The 24,077-nt window shown below is 47.3% G+C and carries 22 protein-coding genes; 14 read left to right on the forward strand and 8 right to left on the reverse strand.

The annotated features are described in order from the left end of the window. The first annotated feature begins 13 nt into the window (after window positions 1–13). From flhA to L5M49_RS18340, 8 genes are all read left to right on the forward strand, one after another. Window positions 14–2,095: a flagellar biosynthesis protein FlhA gene (gene flhA / locus L5M49_RS18305; protein ID WP_263266603.1), complete on the forward strand. Its 2,082-nt coding sequence runs from the start codon at window positions 14–16 to the stop codon at window positions 2,093–2,095. A 390-nt stretch (window positions 2,096–2,485) separates the two neighbouring features. Further along, window positions 2,486–3,037 carry an NAD(P)H-dependent oxidoreductase gene (locus tag L5M49_RS18310; RefSeq protein WP_263266604.1) on the forward strand — a complete coding sequence of 184 codons (552 nt, stop codon included), beginning with the start codon at window positions 2,486–2,488 and terminating at the stop codon, window positions 3,035–3,037. Beyond that, window positions 3,034–4,239 carry a NupC/NupG family nucleoside CNT transporter gene (locus L5M49_RS18315; protein WP_263266605.1) on the forward strand — a complete coding sequence of 402 codons (1,206 nt, stop codon included), beginning with the start codon at window positions 3,034–3,036 and terminating at the stop codon, window positions 4,237–4,239. Before L5M49_RS18310 ends, L5M49_RS18315 begins: the two co-directional genes overlap by 4 nt. Window positions 4,240–4,309: 70 nt before the next feature. Next, window positions 4,310–5,035: a nucleoside phosphorylase gene (locus L5M49_RS18320; protein WP_263266606.1), complete on the forward strand. Its 726-nt coding sequence runs from the start codon at window positions 4,310–4,312 to the stop codon at window positions 5,033–5,035. A 264-nt stretch (window positions 5,036–5,299) separates the two neighbouring features. Continuing rightward, window positions 5,300–6,016, forward strand: coding sequence for a Crp/Fnr family transcriptional regulator (locus L5M49_RS18325; RefSeq protein WP_248068817.1), 717 nt, complete (start codon window positions 5,300–5,302; stop codon window positions 6,014–6,016). Between the two features lie 303 nt (window positions 6,017–6,319). Beyond that, a complete protein-coding gene (locus tag L5M49_RS18330; protein ID WP_198573127.1) occupies window positions 6,320–6,823 on the forward strand; it encodes a hypothetical protein in 504 nt (167 codons plus the stop codon). 382 nt (window positions 6,824–7,205) lie between these two features. Continuing rightward, window positions 7,206–7,961, forward strand: a complete 756-nt coding sequence (gene ric / locus L5M49_RS18335) for an iron-sulfur cluster repair di-iron protein (protein ID WP_263266607.1) — start codon at window positions 7,206–7,208, stop codon at window positions 7,959–7,961. A gap of 132 nt (window positions 7,962–8,093) precedes the next feature. Next, window positions 8,094–8,597 carry a helix-turn-helix domain-containing protein gene (locus L5M49_RS18340; protein ID WP_105250431.1) on the forward strand — a complete coding sequence of 168 codons (504 nt, stop codon included), beginning with the start codon at window positions 8,094–8,096 and terminating at the stop codon, window positions 8,595–8,597. A gap of 17 nt (window positions 8,598–8,614) precedes the next feature. Here the strand turns inward: L5M49_RS18340 and L5M49_RS18345 are convergent, their stop codons facing one another. The 7 genes from L5M49_RS18345 to lptM all read right to left on the reverse strand — a co-directional run bounded on the left by L5M49_RS18345 (window position 8,615) and on the right by lptM (window position 14,050). Continuing rightward, window positions 8,615–9,193 carry a HupE/UreJ family protein gene (locus tag L5M49_RS18345; protein WP_263266608.1) on the reverse strand — a complete coding sequence of 193 codons (579 nt, stop codon included), beginning with the start codon at window positions 9,191–9,193 and terminating at the stop codon, window positions 8,615–8,617. A 124-nt stretch (window positions 9,194–9,317) separates the two neighbouring features. Continuing rightward, window positions 9,318–10,049: an HAD-IA family hydrolase gene (locus L5M49_RS18350; protein ID WP_263266609.1), complete on the reverse strand. Its 732-nt coding sequence runs from the start codon at window positions 10,047–10,049 to the stop codon at window positions 9,318–9,320. Further along, window positions 10,049–10,969 carry a tyrosine recombinase XerC gene (gene xerC, locus L5M49_RS18355; RefSeq protein ID WP_212601590.1) on the reverse strand — a complete coding sequence of 307 codons (921 nt, stop codon included), beginning with the start codon at window positions 10,967–10,969 and terminating at the stop codon, window positions 10,049–10,051. The genes L5M49_RS18350 and xerC overlap by 1 nt, the downstream gene beginning before the upstream one ends. Window positions 10,970–11,026: 57 nt before the next feature. Then, complete coding sequence (locus tag L5M49_RS18360; protein WP_131523371.1) at window positions 11,027–11,656, reverse strand: DUF484 family protein; 630 nt, start codon at window positions 11,654–11,656, stop codon at window positions 11,027–11,029. Then, window positions 11,653–12,480, reverse strand: a complete 828-nt coding sequence (gene dapF, locus L5M49_RS18365) for a diaminopimelate epimerase (protein WP_105250436.1) — start codon at window positions 12,478–12,480, stop codon at window positions 11,653–11,655. Before dapF ends, L5M49_RS18360 begins: the two co-directional genes overlap by 4 nt. Window positions 12,481–12,556: 76 nt before the next feature. Next, on the reverse strand, window positions 12,557–13,801 hold the full coding sequence (lysA, locus tag L5M49_RS18370) for a diaminopimelate decarboxylase (RefSeq protein WP_173496191.1): 1,245 nt from the start codon (window positions 13,799–13,801) through the stop codon (window positions 12,557–12,559). A 57-nt stretch (window positions 13,802–13,858) separates the two neighbouring features. Beyond that, window positions 13,859–14,050: an LPS translocon maturation chaperone LptM gene (gene lptM, locus L5M49_RS18375; RefSeq protein ID WP_168825920.1), complete on the reverse strand. Its 192-nt coding sequence runs from the start codon at window positions 14,048–14,050 to the stop codon at window positions 13,859–13,861. 79 nt (window positions 14,051–14,129) lie between these two features. On the opposite strand from lptM, the gene cyaY reads away from it, so the two are divergent. Beyond that, window positions 14,130–14,459: an iron donor protein CyaY gene (gene cyaY / locus L5M49_RS18380; RefSeq protein WP_105250439.1), complete on the forward strand. Its 330-nt coding sequence runs from the start codon at window positions 14,130–14,132 to the stop codon at window positions 14,457–14,459. An 83-nt stretch (window positions 14,460–14,542) separates the two neighbouring features. Here the strand turns inward: cyaY and L5M49_RS18385 are convergent, their stop codons facing one another. Beyond that, window positions 14,543–16,954 (reverse strand): class I adenylate cyclase, encoded by a 2,412-nt coding sequence (locus tag L5M49_RS18385; RefSeq protein WP_105250440.1) that lies wholly within the window; start codon window positions 16,952–16,954, stop codon window positions 14,543–14,545. A 202-nt stretch (window positions 16,955–17,156) separates the two neighbouring features. Here L5M49_RS18385 and hemC point away from each other — a divergent pair, with 202 nt between their 5' ends. The 5 genes from hemC to L5M49_RS18410 all read left to right on the forward strand — a co-directional run. Next, window positions 17,157–18,089 carry a hydroxymethylbilane synthase gene (hemC, locus tag L5M49_RS18390; RefSeq protein ID WP_131523367.1) on the forward strand — a complete coding sequence of 311 codons (933 nt, stop codon included), beginning with the start codon at window positions 17,157–17,159 and terminating at the stop codon, window positions 18,087–18,089. A gap of 4 nt (window positions 18,090–18,093) precedes the next feature. Continuing rightward, on the forward strand, window positions 18,094–18,834 hold the full coding sequence (locus L5M49_RS18395) for a uroporphyrinogen-III synthase (protein WP_263142975.1): 741 nt from the start codon (window positions 18,094–18,096) through the stop codon (window positions 18,832–18,834). A gap of 60 nt (window positions 18,835–18,894) precedes the next feature. Continuing rightward, window positions 18,895–20,076 carry a uroporphyrinogen-III C-methyltransferase gene (locus L5M49_RS18400; RefSeq protein ID WP_263197086.1) on the forward strand — a complete coding sequence of 394 codons (1,182 nt, stop codon included), beginning with the start codon at window positions 18,895–18,897 and terminating at the stop codon, window positions 20,074–20,076. Continuing rightward, window positions 20,073–21,239: a heme biosynthesis HemY N-terminal domain-containing protein gene (locus L5M49_RS18405; protein ID WP_263266610.1), complete on the forward strand. Its 1,167-nt coding sequence runs from the start codon at window positions 20,073–20,075 to the stop codon at window positions 21,237–21,239. Before L5M49_RS18400 ends, L5M49_RS18405 begins: the two co-directional genes overlap by 4 nt. A 438-nt stretch (window positions 21,240–21,677) precedes the next feature. Further along, the coding region (locus tag L5M49_RS18410) for a retention module-containing protein (protein ID WP_263266611.1) at window positions 21,678–24,077 on the forward strand (2,400 nt) is incomplete at its 3' end.

A 24,077-nucleotide genomic window follows, 5' to 3' on the forward strand; every position in this document is an offset into this window, starting at 1 on the left:
GATTGCTTAACCTATGAATTGGCTTTCTCGCACCTTTTCAGGAAATTACAGCTATATCGGCATTCCAGTCATGCTGCTCGCTATTCTGGCAATGGTGATTTTACCGCTGCCTGCATGGCTACTGGACATTTTGTTTACATTTAACATCGTCCTTGCCGTCATGGTGCTGCTGGTGAGCGTCTCGATCCGGCGACCATTAGAGTTTTCTGTATTCCCAACCTTATTGCTCCTTGCGACCTTAATGCGTTTGACCTTAAACGTTGCATCGACGCGCGTAGTACTCATTGAAGGTCATGAAGGAGGCGATGCTGCGGGTAAAGTGATCCAAGCCTTTGGTGAAGTCGTCATTGGCGGAAACTATGTCGTCGGTGCTGTTATCTTCTTAATTCTAATGATTATTAACTTTGTTGTAATCACTAAGGGTGGCGAGCGGATCTCTGAGGTATCGGCGCGATTTACATTGGATGCTCTACCGGGTAAACAGATGGCGATCGATGCCGATCTCAATGCTGGCACACTTACACATGAACAAGCCAGCCTACGTCGCCAAGATGTCGCCAGAGAAGCAGACTTTTATGGTTCCATGGATGGAGCCTCAAAATTTGTGAGAGGGGATGCCATCGCAGGACTCTTGATCTTAGCAATCAACATTATTGGCGGGATCAGCATAGGCATCTTTATGCATGATCTGAGTACAACAGAAGCCTTTAAAACCTATGCACTATTAACCATTGGTGATGGCCTAGTTGCACAAATTCCATCATTACTACTCGCCACTGCTGCCGCAATTATTGTGACTAGGGTATCCGATGCAGAAGAAATGCCGACCCAATTGAGTCGACAGTTACTGGCTAACCCTAGAACCTTAGCCACTGCAGCCATTGTGATGGCGATTCTCGGTCTCACCCCGGGCATGCCAGCACTGGTATTTTTATCTTTTGCAATACTACTAGGCTTTGCGGCGTGGAAACAAAACCAGAATAAGGCCTCCTTTACTGAAGAGAAAACTGAAGAACTCATAGAAACCAGCCTGACAGAACCTTCAGCGCCAAGCTGGGAATCCCTGCCTTTTACCGACATCATCGAAGTACGATTAGGCTATAGATTGGTTCATCTAGTCGAAAAAACCAAAGGAGCAGAATTACAAAAACGCCTAACAGGGATCAGACGTACCCTTTCAGAACAAATCGGATTTCTGCTATCGGAAGTAAGAGTGCGCGACAATCTAGCCTTAGCACCACATGCATACCAAATTAACTTTATGGGCACTCAAGTGGCTATCGCCGAACTAGAACCTGACCTGCTGCTCGCAATAAAAAGTGGTCCTGTTTACGGTAAAATTGATGGGATTTTAACCAAGGAACCCGCTTACCAAATGGATGCCATTTGGATTGCACCAGAGTTAAAGGCCAAAGCACTTAACTTAGGTTATTCGGTCGTCGATAATGCGACAATCATTGCCACTCATGTCAGTAAGTTATTGCGCGAATCACTGCCTGAATTATTGCAACATGATGATATTATGCAATTAACTGACAGGCTCAGTAAGCAAGCCCCCAAACTGGCGGAATCACTCAGTACCTGTTTAACCCCCATACAGTTACTCAAAGTTTTCCGCTTGTTACTCAAAGAGCAAGTGCCGCTAAAAGACATACGCACCATAGCAACGACCTTGCTGGAATGCAGCGAGCAAACCAAAGATCCCGTTCTACTCGCCGCCGATGTGCGCTGCGCTTTACGCAATAGTATTTTGCATCAAATCGCAGGCAGCAGTCCGCAGTTGAATGTACTTACGCTGACCGCAGAATTAGAACAAACCTTAATGACAGCGTTAAATCAATCGCAGCAACAGGGCCGAGTTGCATTGGATAGTTTCCCTATCGAACCTAATCTACTGGCGCAGCTACAACAAAGAATGCCCCAATTACTCGCGGAGACAAAAGAGAAAGGCTATAACCCTATCCTACTTGTTTCTCCACAACTCAGGCCTTTCCTCGCGCGTTATGCATTAGCATTCGCCCGTGGACTTCATGTTTTATCCTATAATGAAGTCCCTGAAACAAAAGAACTTATGATTGCGGGACAACTAGGGTAATCAAACGCATTAAGCCCTATCGCTTTATTAAGTTTTCATCGTGCAAGAAGCATCAATGACAGAATGCTAACCAGCGTTCGACATTGGTGCCGCATGCACTTAGCACTATTTTACGCAGTCAGGATGAAAAGATTGGGAGCAGAGCTGAGCGCTTAATAAACGTTAGCATTCAGGGATGACCCGACATTGCGCTTATCACTTCATTCATTTTTACATCGATATGTTAATCAAATTTTCACAATAGTATGAGCTGCATCAGGTGCTAGGAGACAAATGTCCTCTTGTATTCACCCTTCCCTCCCTATAATCCACGCCATGACTTCGTAACTCGGTGCTTGAGCCTCTGGTTTTGGCTGCATGGCGGCACCGTTTCCTCTCAGGAGCTAGCTAATGAACATACTCGTGCTAAACGGGCACCCCAACTTAACTCAGTCTGTGGCCAATGCCTGCATACTTGCCCTTGAGGCTGAGCAACCGAGCTGGCGTATCAATTCAGTGGCTCAGTTTGATGGGGATACCGCCACGGAGCAGCAACAGTTGCTCGATGCCGATGTTATTGTGGTGCAATTCCCGCTCTATTGGAGCACCTACCCCGCCGTGCTCAAACATTGGATTGATGAGGTATTTACCTATGGTTTTGCCTTTGGCCCTAATGGTAGCCAGCTCCAAGGTAAACCTGTCCTGTTTTCTATCACTGCGGGGGCGACTGAGGACTCCTACAGCGAAACAGGCTTTAACTTTTTACCCTTTAACGTATACCAACAAGCTTACGAACACCCATTTCGCGCAGCCGCTGTCGAGATTATCGATACCATTATTAGCTTTGAGATGAACTCCACTGCCGCCGAAGGTGGCAATAAGTCCAACACCCTTTCCCTTGCAAAGGCCCACGCCGAGCGTGTGATTGCAGCCGTTAATTCATATAAGGACCACTCAGTATGATCCAGTCCATCCTTGGCATTTTTGTACTCTTAGGCATAGGTTTGCTGTTTTCTGAGAACCGCCGTTTGATCAGCTGGCGCGCCGTTATCGGTGCATTTGGCATTATCATCGCGCTCGGTTTTTTTGTGCTGGCAACCGAGATCGGTGCCGATGTACTGCTGGCCGTATCAAATACTGTAGGCAAAGTCTTTGGTTATGGTACTGAAGGGATCAAATTTGCCTTTGGCAGCTTAGTCAATTTCAGCGTTGAAGGCATAGGTTTTGTCTGGGCGTTACAGGTATTACCGCAAATCATCTTTACTGCCGCACTCACCTCTTTGCTGTACTACTTAGGCATTATGCAGTGGTTTGTGTTAATTATTGGCGGCAGCTTGCAAAAGGTACTCGGCACGTCACGGGCGGAGTCAATGAATGCGGCGGGCAATATTATTCTCGGCCAAACCGAAGCACCGTTACTGATCAAGCCCTACCACCGCGTTCTCACCCGCGCGCAAATTTTTGCGGTAATGGTTGGCGGATTGTCTTCGATTGCTGGCTCCATTTTAGCGGGCCTTGCGGGGATGGGCGTTGCGCTTAACTATCTGATTATGGCTTGCTTTATGTCAGCTCCAGCTGGTTTGATGTTCGCTAAGTTGCTTATCCCAGAAACCGAGCCAACCGTTAATGAAGTGCCAGAATTACCCGATGATGAAAAGCCCAGCAGCTTTATTGATGCCATAGCCAAAGGCGCTATTGCTGGTATGGGAATCGCTGCCATCGTCGGCGCAGTCATTATTGCCTGTATTGGCCTCATGGCATTGTTGAACGGCGGATTAGGCGCGATTGGTGAACTGTTTGGCATGCCAACCTTAACCGTAGATATGATCCTCGGCACCTTGTTTGCGCCAGTAGCTTGGTTGATTGGTATTCCATGGGCTGAAGCAAGCACTGCCGGCGCCTTCCTAGGGCAAAAAATCGCCATGAATGAGTTTGTTGCCTTCGCCAATATGGGCAATGTGGAACTCTCTGCACGTAGTAATGCCATTATGACCATTGCCCTTTGCGGCTTTGCCAATATCGGCTCAGTGGCCATGGTGTGTGGCGCCCTGAGTCAAATGATACCGCAACGCGCGGGACTGATTGGTCAGCTCGGGATGAAAGTACTGCTAGCGGCGACGTTAGCAAACTTGATGAATGCTGCAATTGTCAGTTTGTTTATCTAAGTTTTCCCTTCGCGGTAGCCCGATACAATTCGGGGCTACCGCCAAGCTAAGTAATTGATAAAGGTCAACAATGAGTATTCAACCCCATATTCTCGTCGCGCCCCATCAAGTCAGTGAAAAAGCCGTCGTCTGCGGCGAACCCAATCGAGTCAACCGCATCGCGGCGCATCTAACGGATGTCGAATCCTTGGCGGATAACCGCGAGTTTCGACTGATGCGTGGCCGTTATGGCGACACTATAATCACTGTTTGCAGCACAGGTATTGGTGCTCCCTCGGCGATCATTGCCCTTGAGGAACTGTATCAATGCGGTGTTAAACAACTTATCCGCATCGGCTCCGCCGGTGCGCTACAACCGCAAATAGCCATAGGTGATGTGATTATTGCCGAGGCCGCAGTGCGTGATGATGGCGGCTCTGCCAGCTATGTAAAGCCCGGTTTTCCGGCCTGTGCCAATCATCGTTTGGTCGGCAAACTGCAAGCATACTGCGCGCTGTATCATATTATTGCCCATAGCGGCGTAGTGCGCTCCCACGACAGTTTTTATACCGATCAAGAACAGGAGCTCTGCCACTATTGGCATCGCCAAGGCGTGCTCGGGGCCGATATGGAAACCGCTGCGTTATTCACCGTCGGCCGACTGCGCCAACTTAAAGTGGCGGCGATTCTAACCAACGTAGTGCTATTTGAGCAAGATGTTAAAGCAGGAGTTAATGACTATGTTGCATCGTCCAAAGCAAGCGCCCAAGGTGAGCAACATGCCATTTTAGCCGCGCTCAACGCACTGTGTGATTAGAGCTTGTTGAGGTTAATTAGCAGTAAGCCTTGCCGCTAAACGCAGCATCCAGATAACCACCAAGTCATCCTCTTAATGGCGCAGTCAATGCGCCATCATTCTCACTAAAGCTCACACTCACACCGACCTGTCATAACACACGTTTGCAGCGTCACAACAACGGCGACACACAATGCGATCGACCATCTACCGCCGCCAAAGTGCCAGCCCGCACGCAGGGATTTACATATTTTATGATCGAATGAGTATCAATCCTGCGGCGAAATGCGTACCTTAATCGCATCAATATCCACAACTATCATCAACATGCAGTTACATCCTGAACTCTCTAGCCGCTTTGGCGACACATTAAGCGAGCAGCGCGAACTCTTTAAGCAGGCCTTATTTCAGTGCCAAACGGCCAGTCGACAATTTTCCCCCGGTGATATCATGTTGCAACAGGGGCAAAATGTGCGTGAGCTTTATGTCGTGTCCGTAGGAAAAGTCGCCATGTATACTAGCGCCCACAATGGTCGGCGCTTTCAGTTAGGTGAGCTAAATTGTGATCAGCATATTTTTGGCGAAATTGAGTTTTTTACCAAACTGCCCTGCCAGTGGACAGTGATGGCCGAAGATCAGATGGAAGCCGAGGTAATTTGTGCCGCCAAACTGCAGCAATGCATAGTCACTCAACCGCAACTAGCGCTCTTTTTTGCCTCAGCGCTGGCATGGGATTATCAAGACTCAATGGCAATCTACACCAACCGCCTATTGCACCCCATCGCCGTCAATATTGCCCTCGATCTGCTACAACGTAGTCAAAACAATATCGCCCTCGGAGCCTTTAACAAAGTCGAGCAAGAAGCCGAACGCTTTGGCACCAGCAGTCGCGTCTACCGCCGCGCACTCAACTCCCTCATTGAACTCGGCCTTGTCGAAAAACGCGATCAGCAGCTGCATATTATCGACCCAAAGGCGCTAGTAACTTTTATTGCGGAGTAGATCAAAAGAATGCTGCATCAAGCATAGGGCTATGCAGGGATTCACAGGCAAACCACCCAATTTGCATCAGCTTTGCTATCGACACTCTGCATCAATCAACGTATTTATCGTTAAGGGCGATAAATCCAATCCTAAATATGGAGACCATAATCCAATCTGATGGATCTAAAAAGTGTTAGATTTTGATAATGAGTGAATCAGACTTACCTAGTCTGGTTCTCGCACAAAATCCTGCCATTTTGCGCTGGCTTCGGGCTAATGCGCATGCGCACTATATAAATATTAGGGAAGTCAACAGAACTCATGTACTCAAAAAATACACAAAAGCTTGTAGAAATACATATATCTGAAGCTAAAAAACATGCATTACAGTTGTTCGCTTTCACCAGCGCCGTATTCCCAGCAGAGTGGAGTAGCTCTTGGAATGAAGTAGTTACTTTTAGCCTTCTAGAATTTTCATTTCATGCCAGGAAAGTTAACGAGTTATGTGAGTTTAAAAATGAGGCTTTTCCTAGCATTAATCAGTTAATGGTTAAAATATCTGAGAATGACCCTGGGAATTGGGAAACCAATTACCATTTTGCCTTAAATGCTTTTATACATATTAAGTCTTTCATAATTGGCCAAGCGCACGCTGACCATAGAGTTATATTTCCGAGTTCATCGGCCAACTTACAAACAACGTATGTAAAAATTGAAACGGACAAGCATCCAGAAAAAACCATCAGCATTTGTGGTTTAGTCTTTTGTTTTTTAAATCATGTAATACCTTTGCTAAGGAGTAAGTATCCTGATTTAAAGTTTTAATCGCGGCGTTAGCGATAGATTTCCTCATGGTCGTTTAATCCGTGAATCACTCTGTACCAGACTGATTCACGCCAACCACTAACACCCGCCCTCGTGCCTCTTTTTTGGCTCTTTGAGGGCGATTTCCCCCCCTTAGGATGAATCAAATCTCCAGCGAACTGATTCAACGTCAACTTGATAAGGTTACAAGGTCAAAATAACGGGCTAGCCATCTTAGCTTCCTGTTGCTTGTAGCTCAGAACAATCAGATAGCCTTCCTTCTATTTGACTCCATTTATGTGACTGGCACTGCAAAACCTGACTATTTTAGTCGGGTTTAGTTGTCATGGTTAAAAGCTGCAAATAATATGAATGTAAATTTATTGCTGCTCTGGAGCTACTCATGTCTGCTACTTCTGTCTCAAAAGATGCACAACTCCCACCCCATGGGTTTAATTCTCAACACAATCATTGGCTAGAACGAAAAATTGGTGAGCTAGTGGCGGAAGACTTTCGCCGCGCACATGTGTTTAGTCAATTTGGTATCGATTTTTGTTGTGGCGGGGGTAAATCACTGGTGGTCGCCTGTGAGCGTGCAGATGTAGATCCCGCAAAAGTGGTTGCTGCGCTGAATGCCGCAACACTTACCGGTGGCAAAGAAGATGAATTAAATCAATTACCCTTAGATCAACTTATCGAATATATAGAATCAACGCACCATCAATACGTGCGCGAAAAAGCCCCTTTATTGGTCGAATATTCCGAGAAAATGATTCGCGCTCACGGTGAGCACTATGCCGAAATCGTTCCCTTTGCGGGTTGGGTACGAGCCTTAGTTGAAGACTTAATGCCACATTTAATGAAGGAAGAAAAAATACTGTTTCCGGCGATCCGCGCCATGAGTCATGGAGAGCAGGTTGAGGCTTGCTTTGGCCATATTGGCAACCCCATCAATGCGATGCAACATGAGCATGAAGAAGTCGGTTTGATTTTGCAAAAATTACACGAGCTCACTAACAACTTCACACCACCTGAATATGCGTGCACTACATGGCGTGTTTGTTATGCCACTCTGGCGGAATTTGAGGCGGACTTACATCAGCATATTCACTTAGAAAACAATATTCTTTTTCCTAAGGCATTGGGTCTGACTCAATAATTGATTAAATGTTTATCCCGTAGCGGCTCCAAATTACAGATTTTCCGCTTAACCTTGAGGCCAGACCTAAGTCTGGCCTTTCAATTGTTGACGTGCTACAACAAGTCATGTGTCGCTGACGGATAAGCTGCCATGACATTTCAATCATTTGCACTCGATGATATTGCCAATTTGCACGAATCGGCCCAAGTAGAATTTAAACTCGCAGGTGGCCGCGATGGCCAAGGTCAATTACCCGAAGACATTTGGGCGACTTATAGCTCTTTTGCCAACACTTTGGGTGGTGAAATCATCCTAGGTGTGCGGGAAGAGCGTGGCCATTTCAGTATTGAAGGCATTCCCAATCCGCTTCCTGTTTTACAAGAATTTTGGGAAATCCTCGATGACCCGAGTCGCACGAGTCACAATCTTTTAGCGATTTCAGATGTACAGATTATTGAAATTATGAACAAAAAACTCATTCGTATCCGCGTACCGCTGGCGCCTGAGCAGCTAAAACCTATCTACGTCGGCAGCGATCCTTACACTGGGAGTTATTTTAGGGTGGGAGATGCCGACATGCATGCGAGCCGTCGGCAGGTCAATCTACTGTTACGCCGCGCCCATCTTTGCATGAAGCAGCTCAAGGCGCGTTAATCCGACATGTTATTACGTCAAAATCCAGCTAACAAACAACCGCCCATGGCAGCAATCGCTGCGCCCGTGACACGCATTAGGTTACGTTGTCCTGTCATCCGCTGCATTCCAAGGCCTATCATTACGCCGCCTAAATGGATGACCGCAGTGCCAAATAAAAATCCTAGGGCATACAAGACCGGGCTTGCCAATTCAGGCATTTCTGCGCCGTGGGCATGCCCATGGAAAATCGCAAATACGCCCACAAATGCCATGGCAAATAACAATGGGATTTGACGATCAAAAGCGATGGCAAGGCCGAGTAACAATACCGAGAGGGCAATGCCGATTTCAACGAAGGGAACGGCAATAGCGTATAAGCCTAAAATCCCGCCCACTAACATAAAGGTGACAAACGCTAAGGGGACAGTCCAAATTGCGCGGCCACCGAGCTGGGTGCTCAACATGCCTACGCTCAACATAGCCAGCAAGTGATCGAAGCCCAATACCGGATGATTAAAACCCGACATGAAACCGCCACCCGAATGGATCTCATGGGCCGATACCGGCGCTGTCCAACATAAAGTGAGCAGTAATAACAACCCGATACGCGCCATAACACAGCCTTAGTCAGTGACTTCAGTAATATTAGGCTTAACTCTAGTGCAAATTTAGGAGGCAAACCTTGATCTCAATCACCCTTAGATTAGCAAAGATGCAGATTCAACAATGCTCGCGGGATTAGTTTGCGTCGATAGCCAGCACTTTGATTAACGCGTCGAGAGCATTAATTTCTAAATGAGGCAACAAGGCAGCGATAGGTAAGGAATCGACTCGGCCAAAACTCGGATTCAACCACACAGACTGGCACCCCGCCAGCCGCGCTCCGCGCACATCGGCATTCATACTGTCACCAACATGCAATAAATGTTGCGGTGCAATATTTAACCGCGAGCAAGCTAATTCGAACATGTCTTTAGCGGGTTTCATATGCACGCCATTGCCAGGATGCAACACAAACTCAAAGGCATCGCCCAAACCAATTCGCTCGGCATCCACATTGCCATTGGTGATGCCGATTAATCTAAAATGCTGCGATAAGCGTTTAAGTAACAAGAGCACTTCGTCAGATACTTGAAAATGGCTGCGATGAAAATAAAAACACGCTAACCCTTGCTCGGCGCCGCGCTCGGCTTCCACTGGCGAATACCCTAGCTGTATTAACCCTTGGCGAAGCGTAGCTAAACGGGCGGCGCTGGTATCGTGGGCAAGCTCGCGATTTTGCTGCAAAAGTTGCAGTTTTAGCCTGCGCCAATCATGGGGTTGCCACGCCTGCGATAATGGATAAGTCTGCAACAAAAACGTCGCCAGCTCTGCCTCGGCATTTAAAATATGCGGCAGATTGTCGTACAGGGTATCGTCAAGATCGAAACTGATCGCTTGAATATGTTGAGGTCTAAGATAGCAACGCATTATTTATCCTGTGTTTTTTTCGCTCTAGGATGGGCGTTATCATACACCTTCGCTAAGTGTTGGAAATCCAAACTGGTATAAATTTGTGTGGTCGCTAGGTTCGCATGACCCAATAATTCTTGCACCGCCCGCAAGTCGGCGCTCGCTTCTAACATGTGAGTGGCAAAGGAATGACGCAGCTTATGGGGATGTACTCGCACCGATAATGCCTGCTCTTGACCCCATTTAGCCATGCGCGCCTGAATACTGCGATGGGAAAGTCGCTTGCCTTTTTCTGTCACAAATAAGGCGTTATCTTCACAGGGGATCTGCTTTCGGCAATTGAGCCAATTCTGCAGCGCAGTAATCGCTAAACGACCGACTGGGACGATACGCTCCTTATTACCTTTACCTAAGACTCGCACTTCTTTCAAATCATATTGCACACTGGATAAATTAAGCGCGGCAAGTTCCGCCAAACGTAAGCCACTGGAATAAAACAATTCCATCATGGCTTTATCACGCAGACTCAGCGGATCTGTACCTTCAATGTCCAGCAAGTGACTGATGGCATCGACATCGATATTCTTCGGCAGAGGTTTGGTCTGTTTGGGAGCACTTAAGCCTTTGGCGGGATTAAGCTCAATCACGCCTTCGCGCAGCAAAAATTCACCCCATTGTTTTACCGCCGATAAACACAGAGAAAGCGATCGCGGGCTTAAACCTTTGCGGTGCAATTTGGCTAACACTTGCTGCCAATGCTCGCGGCTCACATTGAGTAAATGCACGCCTTCGGGCAAGAGATCACTACCACGATTAAGCTCATAAAGGTAATTCCGTACTGTATGGGCAGACAACTGTCGCTCGGTACTCAGATAACGTTCAAAGGTGTGTAACCATTGAGTATTTAATGCCGACACTTCGCCTGTTTGCGTACTCATATCGGTTTCCTCATGGGTTTTGCCAAGCCTTGGGTGAGCACTATAGCTCAACAGCCGTTACAGCTTGGCAAGCATATGCGCCAGTAAACGCCGCAACTGTTCCAGCAGCATGTTATCCATATCAGGATGAAAATGGGTGACATCTTGACTAGCAATGGCAAAAATCACCGGGTTGTCTTCCGACAATTTAGTCAGTGCCACCGACCCAACTTCGCTACCAAATAGGCGTTTGGCTTCTTGTTGCGTTAGCCGACCAAAATAGTGACCTTTATGCAGCCTTTGATCCCATATTGCCTTCATATCGGCATCGAGAACGCTGATCAAACGCACATGACTGAAATTAAACTGTAATTTCAAACTATCGGCCAACACTTCTTTAAGTGACACAAGATCGGCACAATTCAGTAGCTGGAAGGATAACTCAGTGTTGAATTGGTAAATTTTCTCGTTGCGCGCCGCCATCGTTAACAGACTGGTGATCTCTTCTTCCAACTGGCTGACTCGCTGGCGTAGCATTTCTTGACGACGTTCCACCAAAGAGATGGCGCCGCGCTCCAGATGGGGCAGACGCATTGCCAGCAATAGTTCGGGATAGCGATTGAAAAAATCAGGATTATCCAGTAGATACTCGCGAATAATCAACTCATCAAAGGGCACATTCGTCTGCGGCATCAAGGGCTCTGTCATAACTGAATTTGTCCATCATAAACGTGCTGCGCTGGGCCCGTCATCCACAAAGGTTTCCCCTCGCCTTCCCAGTTGATGGTTAAAGTACCGCCGGGTAAATCCACCCGCACTTGCTGGCCGAGCTTCCCTTGCACTTGACCTACAACCACAGCTGCACACGCGCCAGTGCCACAGGCCAAAGTTTCGGCCGCACCACGTTCATACACCCGCAGCTTAATGTGGCCCGAATCTACTACTTGCATAAATCCCACATTCACACCACGGGGAAAGCGCTCATGCTTAGTGAGCATGGCACCAATTTCAGCAACAGCGGCGCTCGCCACATCTTCAACGTCGAGCACACAATGGGGATTGCCCATAGAAGCCGCGCCACATAAAAAGGTTTGCAGTGGTGTTTGCAGTAAATAGGTTTTTTCGGCTTTCTTGGCTTTAAAGGGGATCAGACTTGGTTCAAGAATAGGCACGCCCATATTCACGGTGACTGTGCCATCTCGCTCTAAACGCAGAGTCATCTTACCTGATGAAGTGCTAACACGGATTTTACTCTTATTGGTCAATCCTTTATTGCGCACAAAACGGGCAAAACAGCGGGCGCCATTACCGCATTGTTCGACTTCAGTGCCATCGGCATTGAAGATGCGATAATGAAAATCTAAATCGGGATCATAGGGCGGCTCAACCAACAGTAATTGATCGAAACCTATGCCAAAGTTACGGTCGGCTAAACGGCGGATCTGCTCAGGCGAAAAGAACACGTTCTGCGTGACCCCATCGACCACCATAAAATCGTTACCCAGTCCGTGCATCTTAGTGAATTGGATCAAGATACTTATCCTTTAAGCCGAGGCGCCGCTCATTAAGTATGAAACCAAGCGCCTGAATCAATATAATTTTTCTAGTTTACGGCAGGAGTTGCTCACCTTGCCAGAGCTGAGACAATTTTTCTCGCTCACGCACTAAGAAAGCGTGCTCACCATCGACCATGACTTCGGCCGCACGAGGACGCGTGTTGTAGTTAGAGGCCATCGCAAAACCATAGGCACCACTCGAACGCACAGCCAGTAAATCCCCAGCCACTAAAGCCAGCTTGCGATCTTTACCTAAAAAGTCACCGGTTTCGCACACTGGACCAACAATATCAAACTCATAGGCCTCAGAGTCCCTTGGCACGACTGGGATAATATTTTGCCATGCGCTGTAAAGTGCTGGGCGAATTAAGTCATTCATCGCGCCATCGACAATCGCAAAACGCTTGTCGCTGTTTTCTTTCAGATACAGCACCTGAGTAACAAAAATCCCCGCATTAGCGGCAATCGCACGGCCCGGTTCGAAGATCAGCTTCAGTTGACGGTCGCCCATACGCGCTAATATGGCGGCGGCATACACATCAGGATGCGGCGGAGTTTCAGCATCATAGGTCACACCTAAACCGCCACCCACATCAAAATGCTCAATGACAATACCTTGTTCAGCCAGACGATCGATCAACGCTAGCATACGATCCATTGCATCGAGGAAAGGTTGAATTTCGGTTAATTGCGAACCGATATGGCAATCGACACCTTTCACTTTTAAATGTGGCAAAGCATGGGCACGGGCAAAGACGGTTTCGGCCTCATCCATAGCGATACCGAATTTATTTTCTTTAAGGCCAGTCGAAATATAGGGATGAGTACCCGCATCCACATCGGGATTGACTCGCAAGGAAACTGGCGCCACTTTACCTAAACGACCTGCGACCAAATTTAACTGCTCAAGCTCGGCGCTCGACTCGACGTTAAAGCAATAAATGCCCAGATTAAGTGCCTGTTCCATTTCGGTCGCAGTTTTACCCACGCCAGAGAACACCACTTTAGCGGGATCGCCGCCCGCTTCAATCACTCTTGCTAACTCACCACCCGAAACGATATCAAAACCACTGCCTAAACGTGCCAGCACATTCAGTACGGCCAAGTTCGAATTAGCTTTAACCGCGTAACAAATCAAATGTGGATGATCTGCCACGGCGTTATTAAAGGCATGCCAATGGCGCTCTAGCGTGGCGCGTGAATAGATATACAGCGGCGTACCATAAGTTTGAGCTAAGTCGGCGACCTGGCAGCCTTCTGCATGCAGGGCATTTTGTTGGTAGAGAAAGTGATCCAATGTCTGATTCCTTACTGCGCTTTATCGCTGCGATAGTGATGATAGTTATAGCTGCTATTATTGTTGTGTTTTTTGTACTTCGATGGCTCGAATTTCGGTTTTAATCTCTTCTACTTCAGGCTCAGGTTTAGACGCCTCAACCTTTTTAGGCTGATTCACCTCTGTGGCCGGAGATCGATAGAGGGGGCCCTTCTGGCCGCATGCAGTAATGAATAGGCTACCAAGCAATAACAATAAAAACAGTCTCATTTTTCTCAACATCTGTGCATCTGGGGACTAATGGCCTTATAATCGCACCCATCTTGACGAAAGCAAAGGACAGAAATGCATGGCCATGACAGATACAGAATTTCACCAGCTCGCCGATGACATGTTCCAAGCCATAGAAAATGCGATTGAAACTGCGATTGATGAGCAAGATGCCGATCTTGATATCGATGCCAGTGGCAACGTATTGCAATTAGAATTTGTTGATGGCTCTAAGATAGTGATCAACAAGCAAGAACCTTTGCATGAGATTTGGGTCGCCACACGCTTTGGTGGATATCACTTTGGTTTTGTTGAAGGTAAATGGATGGACGGACGAAATGGCGGCGAATTTATGCCATTCGTGCAAGAGTCTATCGAGCGCCAAGGCGGCATTAAGCTTAGCTTCTAATCTAAGCCTGTCGTAGTGCAAAACCGTAATAGTACAAAACAATAATGGGGGCCTTGGCTCCCATTATTTATGTTAAAAACCAGCTAAAACTCAGTGTCTTGATCGCTAACATCGATACCGAAAGGTGCCACCGTTAACTCTCCGGCTACCCGCACTAAATGGAAAAATTGCGGAATATTAAACCGCGCCCGTGAAGCATAATGCTCATCGAACACATAGTGATGGCTCACTTTATTTACCAACTCGGCCATGTTTGATCCCGCCTGCACGTAATGGCTTAGTTGATTTTCCTCATCGAGGATAAATACATCCAAGTTATCGACCCGTTGGCGTAGAAAATACTGAATCGCGCCTTTAGCCGCATAGTTTTGCACCACTTTCGGCATACTCGAAAAGGGATCGTCACCTAATTCAGGCCGCGGCAATAGTACAAGATGACTGCGGGATAACTGTTGATAAAATGACTTGGCATCGCTCAAGTCCTGATAGGCCATGCCTAAGGGATTAAAAAAGATCCCATAGCGAGTACGACTTATCTGCAGTGGCTGCACTAAGGTGCTGGATTGCTGCACTTGTTGGCACAAACGCATGGTTTGTTTTAGTAGATTTTTCACTGCTAATTTAAGCTGTGGGCGTAACTTCTGTGAACAGCTGATCACATCCATATCCACAGGTAAACTGGCTCGTCTTAGCCCCGGCGTCACAAAGGCTAAGGCTTGCAATACCGCCGTATCGCCTTCGAAGCGATGACACTGCCATTCACCCCAACTATTCAAGCAAATCGCATCTAACGCACCAAGCATATTGGCTTTTTTACGCCCGAGTGAGAACACGTTCGCATTCATCACATCGACCATCATTTCCTGTCCTTGCCATTCAATGGTGGGATCGCAATCCAGATTGAGCACGAAAATCAGCTTACGAAAATGCCATGGCTGGCATAAGTCACGTTTAGATACACGCCAATCGTGGTCGATAAAATTCAGTAACCGCTTAGAAGCTTCGGTAAGCCGTTTCGACTTTGCCTTACTCTGACCATATTCATGCCATTGAGTACTCGGCGTCGAGATCCCATTTAAACATGCCCAAATCATTAAAGCTGAAGGGGTTTTTCCCTTACATATTGCCGACTCGCCTAACAAATTTTGTGGCTGAGGCCCTTGTCGATACAGATAATATTGGCGCTCGCGGGAGCTTGAGACCATAGTCACTTCGGACTCAGCGACTGAAGCACTCCACAGTAAATTTAGCTTAGCGATTTGGTCTTCATCTTGACTAAAATAGGTATGCAACTTGCGAGTCAGCATTCCCAAATCTTCGATCCGCAAACCTTCATTTAACTCATGTGTCGATGCGAAGCGTAATAAGGTTTGGTAGCTCGCTAATAACAGTTCATTCAGTTGCTCGTTAAACCAATTGAGCTGGCCACTATGCCAATGTTCACAATTGTCTAAAGTGCTAATCAGACTATCTGGCCATTGCCAATCCTGCACCAGCTTTTGCAATTTAGGATAACGCCAATCTTTGCCCTCTTGGGTTCGACTCAAGTGCACGCCACATTTTAAATAGAAGCAGCGCCGCACTATCTCTAGTCGGCGAGTATCATTCTGCTTAAGTAAATAGGTTTCGATAATCTCATAGATAGAGTAATAGGCATCATTCGACGTCGAAAAATCACCTGCAAGCGTTTTCTGCCATAAGTGATCACAAAGCAGAGTTGAATGGGGATAATCACTGGCATAAGCCTCGAGTAGCAATACTTTAATCAGCGCCTTATGGGGCTTTTCTAAGCCCTTGTAGAGCTGCCATAACGAAGCACCAAAGTACTCACTCGCAGGTAATTCATGTACATCGCCTAGGGACAAGAGCGCAGGATTGAGTTTAGCGTCTGGCCACCATGCAATCGTTTTACCCGCCAAACGAATTTGACTGCGATAAAACTCTTCAAGTAATAACCAATGTTGCATACTACCGCTATGCTCATGGGCCATTGCTGATTGACATCCACGAACGGCTTTACCGCCACAAAACTGCTGCGGATGAACTAAGTAAAAATTCACCTCAAACTGATACTCGGCAAACCAAGCAGTCAATCGAGTCGCTTTAATCTTGATTAGCGCCAAATCCTCAGCACACAGATCGGCCCTATGTACTAACCAAACATCGACATCGCTCTTGGCATTTTGGCCAAAACTGCCAGTACTCCCCATCGCATAAACACCTTCAAAGGCATTGATATCCGCTTCTTGAGTAGTAAAAGGCAGCGAGAACACATCGCAGGCCTGGGACTCAGTCTCACCAACCTGATACTCGTTGATTCCGCAGGGCGTATTGGCGGCATGATAGCCAGGATACTGAACACCGTTCTGGTGAATTAAAAAAGGGATCAAATGGAATAAGTGTTTTTGTAGCGGCGATAGCAAAGCTAGGGCGCGTGCAATACGTACCTTATTAAGTCTTTCTGCTATATCAGGAAACTGTATTTGCCGATCCATTCAAAAACACAACACTTAAGCACTTATGGGAAATGTGCTCATGTTAACACTTTTACAAACTCGAGCAACTAAACGTGAAGCCCGTCACACTTTCACGGTATCTAGAACATCGCCAACTTCAAAGAATCGATACGGCTTCCTTACATAAACGATTTGCCAATGTTAGCATTGGCGCAACTAAGATCTTTGATGGAAACTAGGCATGTCTGAGAACCGCATACGTATCGCAACCCGCAAGAGTCCGCTGGCCATGTGGCAAGCTGAATTTGTTAAAGCCGAATTAGAACGCATTCACCCCGGTATTGTGGTGGAATTACTGCCAATGAGCACTAAAGGCGACGTTATCTTAGATACGCCGCTAGCCAAAGTGGGCGGTAAAGGTTTGTTCGTCAAAGAGCTTGAAGTCGCCATGTTAGACGATCTTGCCGATATCGCGGTGCACTCGATGAAAGACGTGCCCGTCGACTTCCCCGAAGGCTTAGGCCTTGAAGTTATTTGCGAGCGCGAAGATCCACGCGATGCCTTTGTATCGAATTTATATAAATCCATCAGCGAATTACCATTAGGCGCAACTGTGGGCACCTCGAGCCTACGTCGTCAATGCCAACTGCGCGCATCACGCCCTGACCTTATCATCAAAGATTTACGCGGTAACGTAGGCACTCGTTTAGCTAAACTTGATAACGGCGAATACGATGCCATTATTCTTGCCGCTGCAGGCTTAATTCGCCTGAAATTGTCTGAGCGGATTGCTAGCTTTATCTCTGCCGAAGAATCCTTGCCCGCCAACGGCCAAGGCGCTGTGGGTATCGAATGTCGCACCAACGACGCACGCGTTAAGGCCCTACTGGCACCATTAGAACATTTAGAAACGCGCTACCGTGTGATTGCCGAGCGCGCGATGAACACGCGCCTAGAAGGTGGATGCCAAGTGCCGATTGGCGCATTTGCCGAAATCAATGGTGATGAGATGACATTACGCGGCCTAGTCGGTAACCCTGATGGTAGTGAAATCATCGAAGGCGTGATCACAGGTCCAAAAACCGACGCCACGCAATTAGGGGTTGCCCTTGCCGAAGAGCTATTGAGCAAAGGCGCAAAAAGCATACTCGACGCTGTTTACGCTAAAGCATAAGTCGATGAAAGTCTTACTGACGCGCCCTGAAGGGCGCAATCAGTCCATGATCGATGCCTTGAATCAGCAAGGCATTAGCCATTGGGTTACACCTCTACTGTGTGTCGAAGCAACGCCGCCCATCACAACGAATAACTCGCACCCACTGGCACACGCCGATATGATTATCTGTATCAGCGCTAATGCAGTCAGCTTTGCCGACTATGCCTTAACAACCGCTCATTCTCGAATAAAAGGCTGGCCTCAAGCTCAATATTTCGCAGTAGGTCATGCGACTTGGGAAGCATTAAATCAGCTCGGCATTGAAGCCCTCGAAGCCCCAGATGATTGTCAGCAGACCGAAGGTCTACTCACGCTCGCGCCTTTGCAAGATATTAAAGGTAAGCAGATTACGATCATACGTGGCGTTGGTGGCCGTGAAGCCTTAGCTGAACGACTGGCTGAGCGCGGGGCAACAGTGCGCTATTGGGAAGTATATCAACGGGCTTGTCCACCACTCAATGGACAACAGATCGCACAACAATGGCAAGAGTTTGGCATTGACACTATTGTCGTCACCAGCGGTGAAGTACTGGATAACCTGATTAATCTAGTGCCAAAAGAGTTATTTGCATGGCTGCGCTCATGTCATATCATAGTCCCAAGTAACCGAGTAGAAGCTCAAGCTCACGCCTTTGGTATAACCCAAGTCACCAATGCCAATGCCGCCAACAGCAAAGCCGTGCTAAACGCCCTTAAACTCTAAGCGCTATTTAGCCCGATTTAACTCGAATTTCGGCAGTAGCATGTTTTCAAGGACTGTTAAATGGATAACAACAAGCACGACGCAAAGAGCCCTGAATCACAGGCTACCTCTATTATTGAACCATCAATAACGACTGATGACACGCCCATAACTTCAGCGCCATCAACTGAATCCCAAACAGCCAAAGCCACACCTTCAAGCACGTCGAGTCAAACGCCAGCATCCAATAGAAGCTCGTGGGCGATTCGCTTTGGGGTGTTATTAGCGCTGGGTTTAACCGCTTGCACCCTTGGCGGCGGTTTTATGTTATACCAACAGATGCAACAGCAACTGCTGGCGCAGGATGCGAAAAATATCGCCCTGCAGGACCAATTACAGCAAGCCCTGCTACAACCCAATCAACGTATTGGCCAGCTTGAACAGCAACAACTGAATGATGCTAAGACCTATCAAGAATTAACAAAATTGGCAGAAGACCAAAATCAACTGCAGGACAGGATCAATAAACTTGCCCAGCGCAGTCCAACGCATTGGATGGCGTCAGAAGCCGAATATCTAGTAAACATGGCGGGCCGTAAACTTTGGTTAGAAAAAGATCCCCGCACCGCCACCGATCTATTAAAGTCGGCGGATGAAACCATCGCCGCCATGAACAATCCCGCTTTGCTACCTATTCGTAAGGCTCTGGCAAAAGATATCGCCGCGACTGCAAGTATTAAAACCACAGATATTGATGGTAGTGTATTAGCCCTCGATGCCTTAATTGAGCAACTCGATAAACTACCCCTTAATCGCACCGATGCAGAAACCGATGCCCCTGAAGATACAAACATTACTGGCGATTTAAATGACTGGCAGAGCAACTTAGGGAAGACGTGGAAAGCGTTAACCCAAGACTTTATCACCATACGTCATAGAACCGCCGATGCACCCGCTTTACTTGCTCCTGAGCAACAGTGGTATCTGGTTGAAAATATTCGTCATAAACTGCTGCAATCTCAACTTGCGTTATACCGCTACGACAGAGCCGCTTATCACCAATCATTAATGATGGTGCGTAAGTGGATTCAAACCTATTTTGATACTCAAGATCACAGCACTGCTGAAGCCATCGCCAAAATCGATACATTGGCGACATTAGAACTTGATCCTATTACTCTGAAATCCTTTGCTGCAAAACCTCTGCTATTACAGCTGACAAGCTATGGTGAGCTGACCTCATCAGAGGATGTGCCATTATGATCAAGATATTAATTTTCTTAGGAATAATACTAATAGGGCTCTGCATTAGCCCTTGGTTGGTGGGCAACACAGGTTATGTATACATTGCGGCAGGTGACTACCAGGTTGAGACCAGTTTAGTCTTTGGGATCATTGCCTTAATTGTATTTTATGCCATGTTCCAAGTACTAGAATGGTTGGTGATTAGCGTCATTAATCTCATGCTGCGTAGCCGTTTTATTCCTCGCCACTGGCGCCGTCGCTCCGCGAAAAAGCATACCTTAATGGGTGCACTGGCTCTGGCAGAAGAAGATTGGCCAGCAGCGGAACGCGCTATGATAAAAGGCGCCGATAATGGCGAACTCCCTGCACTTAATTTACTTGCAGCGGCTCGTGCTGCCCAGTACCAACAGAAAATAGCAGAGCGTGATCAATATCTTGACCGTGCAGCAACACAACCGCTGGCCGCGAATGCCGTCGCAACCACGCGTACTCGATATCTGTTAAAACAAGGAGAGTTAGCTTTAGCCCGCGCCGAGCTCGATAAATTAGCCCCCACAAGTAAGAGCAAAGCACCGGTACTCAAACTCGCCCTCGAGTTATATCGAGCGCAAGAGGATTGGGATGCGCTCAAGCTATTATTACCTATTTTGAAGAAACGCCAGATCCTAGATGACACCCAGCTAAATGAACTCAATGTAATCACTCACTGCGCTTTACTCAAAGCCGCAACCATTAAAGGCGAAGAAGCCTTAGAACAATGCTGGCAGTGGTTATCTCGCAGTGAGCGCAATCAGTCTGAGTTTTTGGCGATTTATGCTGTGGGTTTATACCGCTTTAATCGCAAAGAGCAAGCGCTGAAGCTACTCTCGAAAAAATTACGCACTGCTCCTGAATCAGCACTTTTAGAAGTCATTCCAGAAATAACGACAGCCCAAGATACAGAAATCCGTAAGCAGTTACTCAAGCATGAAATCACCCATGAGAATAATGCCGACTACCAGATGTGCTTAGCTAAACTTTATCAGCAAACACGGGATATGAAAGAAGCTAGAACCTGCTGGCAAAATGTTTGCCGACTCGAACCCACAAAAGCCTCTTGGTTGGCGCTTGCACGGATTCAAGAACAGTTAGGTGAACAAGGTAACGCAAATCAAAGTTATCGTCAGGCGGTTAATCTGTAGTTCTACAATGCCTGCAACCTAGTCGCCGTGATTTGAGTAACGAAAGATCACGGCACTTGCCAATGCTGGCATATTAAAACCCACTTAACTTGCCAAAAATGTTAAAAACTAGATCGTGTCGCTTCTTTTCCGTAAAAACCACTCTCCCAACCCAATCCAGATTAATTTCTTATAACTATGCTTAATCTTAGAGTTAAAAAGTACTAAATACGGCCCTTTTTATAGATATAGCTACTACATCTAGTTATAGGTCTAAAAATTGTCACTTTTGCGCATTAAGATCCGTAAAACCGCATAAGAGCAGGCAACACAAGAGCGTCAAAAAATTGACTTAAGTCGTTTCGTTAGCTAAAATTCCACCACTTGTATCACAGTGCGACATATTTGTTGGACTTGTGCGTCTATGGATTAACACACTTTGGCTGTTGGGAGCTTACTATGGGATCGGTAATTACATCAAAGAAAGGTTTGCTTAAGTTAGTAAAAGGGCAAATCAATGTCGAAGTTGATGGTTCAAATCAACCCGCTAAGGATGGCGAACAACTCCCTAAAGGTGCTGTGCTCCATATTGGCGAAAACGCAACCTATGAAATTACCTTCGATGATGGCACTAAGCTATCAAATGAAGTCGCGCCCAGCGAAACTACTGCAGCAGCCTCTGGCACGGCTAACGAAGCAGCCCTAGATGAAATTCAAGCATTACAAGATCTTATTGCATCCGGTGAAGACCCAACTCAGAACCTACCAGAAACCGCAGCAGGCAACACACCAGGCAGTGATGGTAACTCGGGCTATGTCACTCTAGCCCGTAGCGGCACAGAAACCATTGCAGCTTCAGGCTACTCAACAAGCGGCCAAGCACTGACTGGAACGACGGTTAATATTCCACAATTCACCATTGCAGCAGACTCACCTTCAGCACTTGCTAATGACAGCAACACTTCCAATGAAGATACTGTAGCGACTGGCAATGTGCTCGATAACGACACTGATGTGGATTCCACTCTAAGTGTTGTGAGCTTCGAAATCAGCGGTACCACCTACGCAGCAGGCACAGAAGTGACTCTCGAAGGTGGTGTTTTAATTTTAAATATCGATGGTTCTTACACCTTCACGCCGAATGAAAACTGGAATGGCCAAGTACCAGTCATCACCTACACCACTAACACGGGTTCAACGGCCACATTAACCATTAATGTTACCCCTGTTGATGATGCCTCTGCGTTAGCCAACGATACTAATACCGTTGATGAAGATACCGTTGCCACTGGTAACGTGCTCACCAATGACAGCGATGTGGATAACACTTTATCAGTCGTTAGCTTCACCGTGAACGGCGATACAGTTACCGCCGGCACCACGGTCGCCTTAGAAGGCGGCAGCTTAGTCATTAATGCCGATGGTTCTTACACCTTCACGCCGAATGCAAACTGGAATGGCCAAGTACCAGTCATCACCTACACCACTAACACGGGCTCAACAGCCACATTAACCATTAATGTGACCCCGGTTGATGATGCGTCTGTGTTAGCCAACGACACCAATACCATTGATGAAGATACCGTTGCCACCGGTAACGTGATCACCAATGACAGCGATGTGGATAACACTTTATCAGTCGTTAGCTTCACCGTGAACGGCGATACAGTTACCGCCGGCACCACCGTTTCCCTAGAAGGCGGCAGCTTAGTCATCAATACCGATGGCTCTTACACTTTCACACCAAATGAAAACTGGAATGGCCAAGTACCTGTCATTACCTACACCACTAACACAGGCTCAACTGCCACATTAACCATTAATGTGACCCCGGTTGATGATGCTTCTGTGTTAGCCAACGACACCAATACCGTTGCTGAAGACTCGATTGCCACAGGCAACGTGCTCGCCAATGATAGCGATGTGGACAACACCTTATCGGTCGTTAGCTTCACCGTAAACGGCGATACCGTGGCCGCAGGCACCACAGTTGAACTTGAAGGCGGCAACTTAGTCATCAATACCGACGGCTCTTACACTTTCACACCAAATGAAAACTGGAATGGCCAAGTACCTGTCATCACCTACACCACTAACACAGGCTCAACTGCCACATTAACCATTAATGTGACCCCGGTTGATGATGCGTCTGTGTTAGCCAACGACACCAATACCGTTGCTGAAGACTCGATTGCCACAGGCAACGTGCTCGACAATGACAGCGATGTGGACAACACCTTATCGGTCGTTAGCTTCACCGTAAACGGCGATACCGTGGCCGCAGGCACCACAGTTGAACTTGAAGGCGGCAACTTAGTCATCAATACCGATGGCTCTTACACTTTCACACCAAATGAAAACTGGAATGGCCAAGTACCTGTCATCACCTACACCACTAACACAGGCTCAACAGCAACGCTAACGATTGAAGTTACCCCAGTGAACGACGCACCCGATGCCATCGATGACACTTACGAGGTTGCTGAAGGCGGCAGCGTCACTGGCAACATCATCACTGACCTACTCGGACGCGATACCGACGCCGATGGCGATACGCTGACGATCACCCAAATCAATGGTCAGCCCGTCACCTTCGTGAATGGCGTGGCCACGGTGGCAGTGGCAGGCGGCTCTTTGGTCATCAACCAAGACGGGACTTTCACCTATACCCACAATGGCAGCCAACCGGCGCCAACCAGCTTCACCTATACCATTACCGACGGTAATGGCGGCAGCGATACCGCTACGGTGACCCTGAATGTGGATAACGAGAACGACGCACCCGATGCCATCGATGACACTTACGAGGTTGCTGAAGGCGGCAGCGTCACTGGCAACATCATCACTGACCTACTCGGA

It is taken from the genome of Shewanella sp. SM74 (genome assembly GCF_025653725.1).
Classification (GTDB): Bacteria; Pseudomonadota; Gammaproteobacteria; order Enterobacterales; family Shewanellaceae; genus Shewanella; species Shewanella oncorhynchi.